The sequence below is a fragment of the Citreimonas sp. genome, assembly GCF_042096055.1.
In the GTDB taxonomy this organism is placed as follows: Bacteria; Pseudomonadota; Alphaproteobacteria; order Rhodobacterales; family Rhodobacteraceae; genus Citreimonas.
In genome coordinates this window covers 20,132-31,313 of record NZ_JBELMH010000023.1, presented here as the reverse complement: position 1 = coordinate 31,313, position 11,182 = coordinate 20,132, and the positions used below count along the sequence as shown (strand labels likewise).

Below are 11,182 nucleotides of genomic sequence, written 5' to 3'. Positions count from 1 at the left end.
GGCCGCCGCCCCGCTGATCGCCGCGATCGACGGAAAGCGGCCGCTGTCGGCGATCGCGGAAGGCGCGGGCCTCGACCCGATCGCGTTCGGCGGCACCTGGGCCAAGGCCGAGCGCGAGCTGGTCGACTGGGGGCTGCTGGTCTACTCGGGCCTCGGCGCGGGCGGGCGGCGCTGATGTGCGGGCGCTTCGCGATCACGCTGCCGCCCGATGCGATGGCGCAGCTGTTCGAGGCGCGGCCCGACAACGACCTGCCCGACGTGCCCAACTACAACGTCTGCCCCACCGACCCGGTGCACGTGATCCGCGCCGAGGACGGCGCGCGGCGGCTGGTGGCGATGCGCTGGGGGCTGGTCCCGCGCTGGTACAAGGCGCCGAACGACGGCCCGCCGCTGTTCAACGCCCGCGCCGAGACGGTGGCCGAAAAGCCGGCCTTCCGCGAGGCCGCCCGCGCGCGGCGCTGCCTGATCCCGGCCTCGGGGTTCTACGAATGGACCAAGGACGAAACCGGCGCGCGGCTGCCCTGGTACATCCAGGCGAAGGACGGCGAACCGCTGGCTTTCGCCGGGTTGTGGCAGGACTGGACCCGCGACGGCGAGACGCTGCGCACCTGCACCATCGTCACCTGCGCCGCGGCGGGCGAGATCACGGCGATCCACCACCGGATGCCGGTGATCGTGGCGCGCGCGGAGTGGGCCAAGTGGCTGGGAGAGGCCGGGCACGGGGCCGCGACGCTGATGCGCCCGGCGCCCGAAGGCTCGCTGGTGCTGCACCGGGTGGGGAGTGCGGTAAACTCGAACCGCGCCGCGGGGCCGGACCTGATCGCGCCCAACAGCGCCTAGCGCGGGCTGTCCCCCCGCTTGACGGCGCGGGGCGCTTGGCATACCTCTCCGATCAGCGCGGGCATGGTGAAATGGTATCACACGAGCCTTCCAAGCTCTTGGTGCGGGTTCGATTCCCGCTGCCCGCTCCACCCCCCACATCCGCGTTCGCAGCAGCCCCGGAACCGCGGGCGCGGCAACGCGGCGCTTGACGTCCCCTGTCCACGTGGCACAACCGCCCAAACACCTGGGAGGGGACATGGCCCGCGGAACCACCGCCAACACCGCCGACGACGACCGCCAGAAGTCGCGCAAGCTGAGCTCGCTGGCCGCGCTATGGCCGTTCATGCGCCCGTACAAGGGCCTGATGGCCGCCGCGCTGTCGGCGCTGGTGGTGACGGCGGCGGTGGCGCTGGTGCTGCCGCTGGCGGTGCGCCGGGTGGTCGACAACTTCAACGCCGCCGACGGCACGCTGCTGGACCGCTACTTTGCCGCGGCCCTCGGGATCGCCGCGCTTCTGGCGATCGGCACGGCGCTGCGCTACGCGCTGGTCACGCGGCTGGGCGAGCGGGTGGTGGCCGACATCCGCAAGGCGGTGTTCGACCGGGTGATCGGCCTGTCGCCCGCCTTCTACGAACGCATCATGACTGGCGAGGTGCTGAGCCGGATCACCACCGACACGACGCTGATCCTGTCGGTCGTGGGCTCGTCGGTGTCGATCGCGCTGCGCAACGTGCTGCTGTTCGCCGGCGGGCTGGTGCTGATGCTGGCGACCTCGCCCAAGCTGACGGGGCTGGTGCTGCTGATCGTGCCGGCGGTGCTGGTGCCGATCATCGTGCTGGGCCGTCGCCTGCGGGTGCTGAGCCGCGAGAACCAGGACTGGATCGCGCAATCCTCGGGCAACGCGTCCGAGGCGCTGGGCGCTGTGCAGACGGTGCAGGCCTACACGCACGAGGCGGCCACGCGCGGCACCTTCGCCGACGTCACCGAGCGCAGCTTCACCTCGGCCCGCAAGCGGATCACCACGCGCGCGGCGATGACGGCGATCGTGATCTTCCTGGTGTTCACCGGGATCGTCGGCGTGCTGTGGATCGGCGCCTGGGACGTACGCGCGGGCGCGTTGTCGGCCGGGACGCTGATCCAGTTCGTGATCTATTCCGTCATGGTGGCGGGCGCGGTCGCCGCGCTGTCCGAAATCTTCGGCGAACTGCAGCGCGCCGCGGGCGCGACCGAGCGGCTGATCGAGTTGCTGCACGCCACCGACGCGGTGCGCGATCCCGACTCGCCGCAGCCGCTGCCCGAGCCGGTGCGCGGCGAGATTGTCTTCGACAAGGTGTCGTTCACCTATCCCGCGCGGCCCGATGCGCCGGCGCTGGACGCGGTCGACCTGGTGGTGAAACCGGGCGAGACGGTGGCGCTGGTTGGGCCTTCGGGGGCGGGCAAGACGACGATCGTGCAGCTGCTGCAGCGCTTCTACGACCCCCAGCAGGGCGCGATCCGGCTGGACGGCGTGGACCTGCGCGATATGGCGCGGCCCGAGTTCCGACGCCACATGGCGCTGGTGCCGCAGGACCCGATGATCTTCGCCGCCTCGGCCGCCGACAACATCCGCTTCGGCCGCCCCGGCGCCACGATGGACGAGGTCGAGGCCGCCGCGCGCGCCGCCGCGGCGCACGATTTCGTCACGGCGCTGCCCGACGGCTACGACACCTATCTGGGCGAGCGCGGCGTGATGCTGTCGGGCGGCCAGAAGCAGCGCATCGCCATCGCCCGCGCGATCCTGCGCGACGCGCCGGTGCTGCTGCTGGACGAGGCGACGAGCGCGCTCGACGCCGAAAGCGAGCGCGCGGTGCAGACCGCCGTGGACCGGCTGGCGCAGGGGCGGACGACGATCATCGTGGCGCACCGGCTGGCGACGGTGAAGAAGGCCGACCGCATCGTGGTGATGGACGGCGGCCGGATCGTGGCCAGCGGCTCGCACGACCGGCTGGTCGAGCAGGACGGGCTTTATGCGCGCCTCGCGCGGCTGCAATTCACCGACGGGATCGCGGCCGAATAGCCCGCCGCTACGCTGCGTCAGTCGCCGTTTCCCTTGCGTCGCCGTCCCTTGCGCGACGGGGGCCTTGTTCGCACAATGCCGCAAAAAAACACCGTCATTCGGGAGGAGAACCGGACATGACCTACGCGGGTAAGGCCGATCGCGACGCGATCGAGGCCGAAGGTCCTTGGGAAGGGCGCGACGTGCCCACGACGCTCTGGCAGCAGCTGTGCCGGACCGCCGACGCCTTCCCCGACCGGCCGGCGATGAGCTACCAGCTGCTGTCGGGCCCCAAGGACAAGGCCGAGACGCTGAGCTGGACCGAGCTGCGCGCGCAGACGGCGCAGGCGGCGAACCTGTTCCGCTCGCTCGGGATCGGCGAGGACGACGTGGTGGCCTATGTGCTGCCCAACGCCAACGAGACGATCACCACGCTGTTGGGCGGCGCGGTCGCGGGCATCGTCAACCCGGTCAACCCGCTGCTCGAGCCCGAGCAGATCGCCTCGATCCTGCGCGAGACGAAGGCCAAGGTCGTGGTGACGCTGAAGCCGTTCCCCAAGACCGACGTGCCGCAGAAGGTCGAGGAGGCCGTGCGCCACGCGCCCGGCGTGCACACGATCCTGCAGGTCGACCTCAACCGCTACCTGACGCCGCCGAAATCGTGGATCGTGCCGCTGATCCGGCCCAAGCTGAAGGGCGGCAGCCATGCCGACGTGAAGGACTTCGCCCGGGAAGTGGCCAAGCAGCCGCGCGACCTGCAATTCGCCGATAGCACCGGCGACCGCGTCGCGGCGTATTTCCACACTGGCGGGACCACGGGCATGCCCAAGGTCGCGCAGCACAAGTATTCCGGCATGATCTACAACGGCTGGCTGGGTGCGCGGCTGCTGTTCGACGAGAACGACGTGATCATGTGCCCGCTGCCGCTGTTCCACGTGTTCGCCTGCCACGTGATCCTGATGGCCGCCGTGTGCTCGGGCGCGCAGGTCGTGTTCCCGACGCCGGCGGGCTATCGCGGCGACGGCGTGTTCGACAATTTCTGGAAGCTGTGCGAGCGCTGGAAGATCACCTTCGTGATCACCGTGCCGACGGCGGTCTCGGCGCTGATGCAGCGCAAGGTCGATGCCGACATCAGCAGCGTCAAGACGGCGTTCTCGGGCTCGGCCCCGATGCCGCTTGAGCTGTTCAAGCGGTTCGAGCAGGCCTGTGGCGTCACCATCTGCGAGGGCTACGGGCTGACCGAGGCGACCTGCCTCGTGTCGGTGAACCCGGTCGACGGCGTCAAGAAGGTGGGCAGCATCGGCATCCCGTTCCCCTATACCGACGTCAAGATCATGAAGCTGACGGACGGCGCGCCGGTGGAATGCGCCATCGACCAGGTCGGCGAGATCTGCGTGTCGAACCCGGGCGTCTATGCCGGTCACACCTATACCGAGGACGACAAGAACGCCGACCTGTTCTACCACGACAGGTACCTGCGCACCGGCGACCTCGGCCGGATCGACCCCGAGGGCTACCTGTGGATCACCGGGCGGGCGAAGGACCTGATCATCCGCTCGGGGCACAACATCGACCCCGCCGACATCGAGGAGGCGCTGCTGACCCATCCGGCGGTGGCCTTTGCCGGCGCGATCGGCCAGCCCGACGCCTACGCGGGCGAGCTGCCCTGCGCCTTCGTCGAGCTGGTCGCCGGCGCCGAGGTGACCGAGGAGGAGCTGCTGGAGCATTGCCGGGTTCATGTCCACGAACGCGCGGCCCATCCCAAGCACATGACGATCCTGCCCGAACTGCCGAAGACCGCTGTGGGCAAGATCTTCAAGCCCGACCTGCGCAAGCACGCGATCACGCGGATCTACAACGAGGCGCTGGAGAAGGCGGGATTGGGCGCGCGGGTCGTCTCGGTTGTCGACGACAAGAAGCGCGGTCTGGTCGCGCAGGTCGAGGGCAACGGCGCGTCCGATGCCGAGATTGGCAAGGTGCTGGGCGACTTCACCCGGCCATGGGAAAAGGCGGCCAAGGCACAGGCCGCCTGAACAGGGCCGGACCGGACGGGCGGGCCGGCCTGGCGGCGGCGTGCCCCGATACGCGGCGGTGGCGGGGGCTCTGCCCCCGCCGCCCGTTCGGGCGGCTCCCCCGGGATATTTCCGGAGAGAAGAAACCCAAGGGCCGCTCCGCGCGTCAGGCGTGGGTGACGGTCGGGTCGATCGGGCGCAGGTCGAGGGCGAGGATTTCCTCGATCCGGCGAGCGACCTGGAGCAGGCGCGCCTCGCCGCGCGGGCGGCCGATCAGCTGCATGCCGACGGGCATGCCAGCGGCGTTGAACCCCACCGGGAGCGACAGCGCGGGCAGGCCGCAGAGCGTGGCCAGCATCGCGAAGCGCAGCCAGTCCAGGTAGTCGCGGCTTTCGTGGCCCGCGACGCTGGGCGGGTATTCGACCTCGACGGGCAGCGGAAACAGACCGGCGATCGGGCCGGCCAGCACGTCGTAATTGGCCATGAAGCCGGCCATCGCGCCGTAGAGCCGCGTGCGCGCCGATTGGGCCGCAGCGACCGTGTCGGCGTCGAGCGCGCGGCCCTCGTCGATGTTGCCGCGCAGCGTCGCCTTGTAGTGGCGCGTCACCTCCTCGGGGGTTTCGCGCGCGTCGGTCCAGAAGCCGAAGGCGCGCAGGGTGCGGAAAATGTCCGCGGTGCCGTCGCTGGGGGGCGCCGTCTCCTCGACCGGCAGGCCGCCCGCGTCGATGCGGGCCGCGGCGTCGCGCAGGGCGGTCTCCATGTCGCGCTCGATCGGGGCGAGGCCGCCGAGATCGTGCGAGAAGGCGATGCGCACGGAGCCCGGCTCCTGCCGGCAGGCGTCGCGGTAGGTCGTGGCGGGCGCGGGCCAGGACAGCGGCGCGCGCGGATCGAAGCCCGCCATCGCGTCGAGGAACAGGGCGCAATCCTCGACATTGCGCGCCATCGGGCCCTGCACCGGCATCGTGTCGAAGGCATTGGTCGCGGGCCCGCCCCAGGCCACGCCGGGCGAGGGGCGCAGGCCGACGATGCCGCAATAGGCCGCCGGCGTGCGCAGGCTGCCGCCCAGGTCCGAGCCGTGGCTGAGCCAGACCTCGCCCGTGGCGAGGCCGGCCGCGGCGCCGCCCGACGAGCCGCCGGCGTTCATCCGCGTGTCCCACGGGTTGCGGGTGGCGCCGAACACGGCGTTGAAGGTGTTGGCGCCGGCGCCCATCTCGGGCGTGTTGGTCTTGCCGATGACGATCGCGCCGCGGTCTTCCAGCCGCTCGACCAGCGGGTGGCTGGCCTCGGGGACGTGATCGGCGAAGGCCTTCGTGCCCCAGGTGGTGCGGACCCCGGCGACCGGCGTGAGGTCCTTGATCCCGACCGGCAGGCCGGCCAGCGGGGTGCCCGGCTGCAGCGCGCTGGCTGCCTCGCGCGCGCGGTCGGGGCAGGTGGTGACCATGGCGTTGATCGCGGGGCCGGTCTGTTCGATGCGGGCGAGGCTGGCCTCGATCAGGTCGTGCGGCGACACCTGGCCCGAGGCCAGCGCGTCGAGCGCCTCGCACGCGGTCAGGCGGCACAGGTCGGGGCCGGTAAAGCCGGGTCGGTCAGCGGTCATGCGGCACCTTGCGGGCTGTCGTGAAGCGTTCAGTCGCCCTTACCACGCGCGCCCGACGCTGGGTAGACCGGCGCGTCGTCCGGAGGCGGCGCACCGCCCGCAAAGACGTTTGGTTGGGCATAATCGCACGGATCGTCCTGCATCTGCAGGTGCAGCCCGTCGCCCGTGTAGGGATGCGCCCGGGCCAGCGCCTCGTCGACCTCGATCCCCAGGCCGGGGCCGCCGGGGGCGGGGATGAAGCCGTCCTCGACCCGTATCGCGCCGCCGATCAGCGCGTCGTGGAACGGTGTCTCGATCGTTTCGGCCATCAGCAGGTTGGGGATCGTCGCGGCGAGTTGCACGTTCGCGGCCCATTCGATCGGGCCGGCGTAGAGATGCGGAGCGATCTGCGCGTTGAAGGATTCGGCCAGCGCGGCGAGCTTGCGCGCCTCCCAAAGCCCGCCGACGCGGCCCAGCGCGGGCTGCAGGATCGAGGCGCCGCCGGTGCGCAACAGAGTGGCGAATTCCGACCGGGTCGACAGCCGCTCGCCCGTGGCGACGGGGATGCGCACGGCCTGCGCGACGCGCGCGAATTCCAGGGGGTTGTCGGGGGGCACGGGTTCCTCGAACCACAGCGGCCCGTAGGGCTCGATCGCGTGGCCCAGGCGGATCGCGCCGGCGGTGGTGAACTGGCCGTGCGTGCCGAAGAGGATGTCGGCGCGGTCGCCCACCGCCTCGCGGATCGCGGAGCAGAAGGCGACCGATTGCGCGATGTCGGACATGGCGGGCTGGTGGCCGCCGCGCATGGTGTAGGGGCCGGCGGGGTCGACCTTGACCGCCGTGTAGCCGCGCGCGACGAGGTCCGCGGCCGACTCGGCGGCCATCTCGGCCGAGGTCCAGAAATCCGCCATGCGGTGGTCGGGCAGGGGGTAGAGGTAGGAATAGGCGCGGATGCGCTCGTTCATCATGCCGCCCATCAGCGCCCAGACGGGGCGGTCGCGCGCCTTGCCGAGGATGTCCCAGCAGGCGATCTCGAGCCCCGAAAAGGCGCCCATCAGCGTGAGATCGGCGCGCTGGGTGAAGCCCGAGGAATAGGCGCGGCGGAACATGCGTTCGACGTTCTCGGGCGACTCGCCCTCGACGTAGCGGGCGAAGACGTCGGCGATGACGGCGCGCATGGCGTTCGGCCCGACCGAGGCGCCGTAGCATTCGCCCCAGCCGGTGATGCCGTCGTCGGTGGTGAGCTTGACGAGGATCCAGTAGCGCCCGCCCCAGCCGGGCGCGGGCGGGGCGGTGACGATGATGTCGAGATCGCGCAGCTTCATCGGCGGGCCTTGTGTGGGGCGGTGGCGGACATCACGCGGCGCCGTCGAAAACGATCACGTTGCGGCGCGCGCCGCCGCGGCGGGTGTCGTCGATCGCCTCGTTGATCTGATCCAGGCGCCAGCGGCCCGAGACGAGCTCGTCGAGCTTCAGGCGTCCCTGGGCGTAGAGGTCCGCCATCCACGGGATATCGCGCGAGATCACCACGTCGCCCATCTTGGAGCCGATGAAGTGCTGGCCCATGAAGGCGGGGATGACCGGCTCGTAGGAGGCGGTGGCGCCGGTCTCGGGCATGCCGACCATGACCATGCGGCCGCCCCAGCCGAGGTAGCGCGGCGCGTCGTCGTAGGCCTTCGTCGCTCCCACGGTGACGGCCACCAGATCGGCGCCGCGTCCCAGCGCGCGCAGCGCGTGGCGCCACGGCTTGCCCTCGGTGGCGAGCACGCCGTGGGTGGCGCCGAAGGCCTTGGCGGTCTCGAGCTTCTCCTCGGTCATGTCGACGGCGACGATGCGGCGGGCGCCGGCGATGCGGGCGCCCTGGATCGCGTTGAGGCCGACGCCGCCGGCACCGATGACCACGACGTCCTCGCCCGGGCGCAGGCGCCCGGCGTTGACCACCGCGCCGATGCCGGTGATGACGCCGCAGGCCAGCAGGGCCACGGATTCGGGCGGCAGCGCGTCTGGCAGCGCCACGACTTGGCTTCGGTCGACGACGACGCGTTCGGCGAAGGCGCCGCAATGCATCGCGGCGGCGACATCGGTCCCGTCGGGGCGGGTGAGCTTGGTGGGCGCGGCGCCGGTCGCCTCGCACAGGGCGGGGCGGCCGGTGCTGCAGGACTGGCAGGTGCCGCAGGACTTGATCAGCGTGACGACGACGCGGGTGCCGGGTTCCAGCCCGCTCACGCGCGCGCCCAGGCCCGTGACGCGGCCGGCGGCCTCGTGCCCGTAGACGGCCGGCAGGGCGCCACCCCAGGCGCCCTCGGCGAAATGGATGTCGGAATGGCAGATCGCGACGGCGTCGAGCGTCACCTCGATCTCGTCCGGGCCGGGATCGCGCAGGTGCAGCGTCTCGATCGTCAGTTTTTCGTTGAACGCGGTGCAGACCGCGGCCTGGATCTCGGGCATGGGGTTCCTCCTGTCGGGCTCAGAGGACCAGTGCCGCGGCGCGGGTGCAAGCGGGAACCGCGCCGCCTAGCCGGCGATGCGGTTCAGCAGCGCGGCCAGCGCGGTCGGGTCCGACAGGAACGGCGAGTGCGACGTGTTCATCGAATGGCGGTCCTCGGGCGCGAAATCGGCGGCCATACGGTGCTGGAGCGCGGGCGGGATTGCGCGGTCGTCCTCGCACACGATGTAGCTGCGCGGGACGCTTGCATAGGCGTTGCCCAGCGGGGCGGGCGTCTGCATCGGCGCCAGCGGCTGGTCGCACAGGTTGGCCAGCGCGAAGGCCACGGAAGCGTCGGTGCAATCGTGGTAGAAGAGGTCGGGCGCCATCGCAGGGTCGAAATGCATGCTGACGCCGTCGTCGTTGCGCCGGATCGCGGGGACAAGCGGCTGGGTCGGCGCCTCGCGCCGCATCTCGGCCAGCGACAGGCCGGACCAGGGCACGTAGGCGCACAGGTACACGAGGCGGGCGATGCGATCCGGCGCGCGCTCGGCCGCGACCGAGATCGGGTAGCCGCCCATGGAATGGCCCACGACCACCGCCGGCGCGTCGAGCGCGTCGAGGACCGCGTCGGCGTAGCGGTCCAGCGTGACCTGCCCCAGCGGCGTGGTGTCGGCGCCGTGGCCGGGCAGGTCGATGGCGCGCGCCACGTGACCCAACGCCTGCAGCGCCGGGATCGTGTCGCGCCAGCACCAGGCGCCGTGGGCCGCGCCGTGGACCAGCAGGAAGCGCGCCATGTCAGAGGCCCTGCGCGCGCAGGAAATTGGTCAGGATCGCGGCGTATTCCTGAGGCTTTTCCACGCAGGGCAGGTGGCCCGCGCCGCGGATCAGCTCGTGCGAAGAGCCGGGGACCAGATCGGCGGTCTCCTTCACCAGGTCGGGCGGGGTCGAGCCGTCGACCGAGCCGGAGATCGCCAGCAGCGGCAGGCGCAGGGCGGCGGTGGTGGACATGAAGTCGGTGCCGGCGATGGCCGCGGCGCAGCCGGTCCAGCCCTGCACCGGCGTGCGCAGGAACATGTTGCGCCAGGCGCGGAACTCGACGGTCTGGCGGAACGGCTCGGAGAACCAGCGCTGCATGGTCGCGTCGGCGGCCGAGGCCATGCCCTGGCTCTCGACCTGCGCGATGCGCTCGGCCCACATCTCGCGCGTGCCGATCTTGGCGGCGGTGTTCGACAGAACGGCGGCGCGCACGAGGTCCATGCGCTTGGCGGCAAGGCCCTGCGCGATCATGCCGCCGATCGAGAGACCGACGAAGACGGCGCCGGTGAAGCCGGTGTACTCCATCAGCTTCTCGGCGTCGGTGACCAGCTTGCCCATCGCGTAGGGACCGTCGGGGGCGTCGGACAGGCCGTGCCCGCGCTTGTCGAAGCGCAGGATGCGCAGGCCGGACGGCAGGTGTGGCAGGATCGGGTCCCACAGGCGCAGGTCGGTGCCCAGCGAGTTGGCGAAGACGACGGGCATGCCGCCTTCGTCGCCGTCGATGCGGTAATGCAGGCTGATGTCGCCCAGATCGGCCATGTGCATGGGATGTCCTCCGGTGTTTGCGGATTGGTAGCGCAGCGGCTGCCCCACCGGAAGGGCAAGACGCAAACGGCCCCGGCGGGGTGCGCCGGGGCCGTCGAAGATGCGTCGCGCATGGACGCGTGGTTCAGGCGATCTCGACCAGTTCGATGTCGAACTTGAGATCCTTGCCCGCCAGCGGGTGGTTGGCGTCGAGCGTGACCTCGGTCTCGGTCACCTCGGCGACGGTCACGGGCATGACCTGACCGGTCGGCGTCTGGACCTGCAGCTGCGTGCCCACGTCGAGCGGGATCTCGGCGGGGATCTCGCTGCGCGGGACGGCCTGCAGCGCCTGCGGGTTGGGCTGGCCGTAGGCTTCGTCGGCCGGAACCTCGACGGTCTTCTTGTCGCCGACGCTCATGCCGGGGACGGCGGATTCGAGGCCGGGGATGATCTGGCCGTCTCCGACCTTGAACTCCAGCGGCTCGCGGCCGGCGGAGCTGTCGAAGGTCGATCCGTCCTGAAGCGTGCCGGTGTAATGAATGCGAACGGTGTCGCCGGTCTTGACCTGCGTCATGGGAATCTCCGTGTGATTGGAAGTGCGTTGATTGATGAGGCCGGGTCGCTTCCCGGGTGCTCGTCTGCTCGGCTGACCCAAAGGTAAGGTCTGCGGCGGCGGTTTGCAAACGGCCGGCCGATGCGACCGATCCGCGCGATGGCGCGGTCAAGCGGCTTGGCGCAGCGCGCCCGCT

9 protein-coding genes and 1 tRNA gene are annotated in these 11,182 nt (G+C 71.1%); 4 read left to right on the top strand and 6 right to left on the bottom strand.

Annotation, left to right across the window (positions count from 1 at the left end; genetic code table 11):
- Positions 1-174: 174 nt before the first annotated feature.
- From ACFDTC_RS07370 to ACFDTC_RS07355, 4 genes are all read left to right on the top strand, one after another.
- Complete coding sequence (locus ACFDTC_RS07370) at positions 175-840, top strand: SOS response-associated peptidase (protein ID WP_375258238.1); 666 nt, start codon at positions 175-177, stop codon at positions 838-840.
- A 57-nt stretch (positions 841-897) separates the two neighbouring features.
- Positions 898-971 (top strand) — tRNA-Gly (locus tag ACFDTC_RS07365).
- A 107-nt stretch (positions 972-1,078) separates the two neighbouring features.
- The gene (locus tag ACFDTC_RS07360) at positions 1,079-2,878 is read left to right on the top strand and encodes an ABC transporter transmembrane domain-containing protein (protein WP_375258237.1); all 1,800 of its coding nucleotides are present in this window, start codon (positions 1,079-1,081) and stop codon (positions 2,876-2,878) included.
- Between the two features lie 116 nt (positions 2,879-2,994).
- Positions 2,995-4,890, top strand: a complete 1,896-nt coding sequence (locus tag ACFDTC_RS07355) for an acyl-CoA synthetase (protein ID WP_375258236.1) — start codon at positions 2,995-2,997, stop codon at positions 4,888-4,890.
- A gap of 145 nt (positions 4,891-5,035) precedes the next feature.
- Here the strand turns inward: ACFDTC_RS07355 and ACFDTC_RS07350 are convergent, their stop codons facing one another.
- From ACFDTC_RS07350 to ACFDTC_RS07325, 6 genes are all read right to left on the bottom strand, one after another.
- Entirely contained in the window at positions 5,036-6,466 is a 1,431-nt protein-coding gene (locus tag ACFDTC_RS07350) for an amidase (RefSeq protein ID WP_375258235.1), read from the bottom strand.
- Between the two features lie 29 nt (positions 6,467-6,495).
- Entirely contained in the window at positions 6,496-7,770 is a 1,275-nt protein-coding gene (locus tag ACFDTC_RS07345; RefSeq protein WP_375258234.1) for a mandelate racemase/muconate lactonizing enzyme family protein, read from the bottom strand.
- 31 nt (positions 7,771-7,801) lie between these two features.
- The gene (locus ACFDTC_RS07340) at positions 7,802-8,893 is read right to left on the bottom strand and encodes an alcohol dehydrogenase catalytic domain-containing protein (RefSeq protein WP_375258233.1); all 1,092 of its coding nucleotides are present in this window, start codon (positions 8,891-8,893) and stop codon (positions 7,802-7,804) included.
- A gap of 66 nt (positions 8,894-8,959) precedes the next feature.
- Positions 8,960-9,667, bottom strand: a complete 708-nt coding sequence (locus ACFDTC_RS07335; protein ID WP_375258232.1) for an alpha/beta fold hydrolase — start codon at positions 9,665-9,667, stop codon at positions 8,960-8,962.
- Between the two features lies 1 nt (position 9,668).
- Complete coding sequence (gene pcaD, locus ACFDTC_RS07330; protein ID WP_375258231.1) at positions 9,669-10,454, bottom strand: 3-oxoadipate enol-lactonase; 786 nt, start codon at positions 10,452-10,454, stop codon at positions 9,669-9,671.
- Positions 10,455-10,578: 124 nt separating this feature from the next.
- Entirely contained in the window at positions 10,579-11,007 is a 429-nt protein-coding gene (locus ACFDTC_RS07325) for a peptidylprolyl isomerase (protein WP_375258230.1), read from the bottom strand.
- Between the last annotated feature and the right edge of the window lie 175 nt (positions 11,008-11,182).